The sequence below is a fragment of the Vibrio sp. 1727 genome (assembly GCF_033344415.1).
GTDB classification, from domain to species: domain Bacteria; phylum Pseudomonadota; class Gammaproteobacteria; order Enterobacterales; family Vibrionaceae; genus Vibrio; species Vibrio alginolyticus.
The window spans coordinates 1-709 of record NZ_JAWPOT010000253.1 but is presented as its reverse complement, the minus strand read 5'-3'; the positions used below and the strand labels follow the sequence as shown (position 1 = coordinate 709).

The 709-nt window shown below is 41.2% G+C and carries 1 protein-coding gene; it reads left to right on the top strand.

Going from position 1 to position 709, the window contains the following annotated elements; translation table 11 throughout:
- Window positions 1-145: 145 nt before the first annotated feature.
- Window positions 146-709 (top strand): DotH/IcmK family type IV secretion protein (locus R8O10_RS25085; protein ID WP_318191936.1); only part of this gene is annotated, 564 nt, incomplete at its 3' end.

Here is a 709-nt window from a genome sequence, read left to right as displayed (position 1 = left end):
ACTTGAGGTGTATGAACAAAATGCAATTCAGACGTACATAACAGATCTAGAATACTCGAAACTCCAGAGTAATTACCAAAATAGAGACAGACTTGAGATACTGAGGGCTGAGAATAAAAAGAATGACATCATTAAAAGTGAGAAAATGAACTCCGACCCTGCTTTTATTGAAAGGATGCGTAAAATAGAAAGGCAGAGGCTAATTGCAGAAAATAAACTTTTAGTAAGGCCCCCGGAAAGTCTAATTGATACGATTAAATTCGATCCTTCACTACCTCAGGAGTTAATTTTGCAGGTGTACCCTGGCTTCCCTGGGTCTATTTCATTTTTCGACCAGACAGGAGCTCCTTGGCCTATTGTATATGTTAAGCTAGGAGCTCAGGGAGCCTTCGAGGCTGGAAAAACACCCGGTAACGCATATAGCTTGGAAGCTCGTTTACCTGGAGTAACTCATTCGGGCTGGTTTCAGCTGAAGGGTTTAGATACAACTATTCCTTTCATGATTAGTTCTGAAAAAACAGATTACTACAATTCTCGAAGACAAGTGATCATTCCACTAATTGGCCCGAACGCCAAGCCAATACAATACCGTTCTACTTCAAGTGTAGATCTTGGTGAAGGTGGTCCCGATATCTTTTCTTTTCTTTCAGGTACGACAACAGGTGTGCCTGGTGCCAAAGAAACTAAATTGCAAGGAATCAATGGCCAA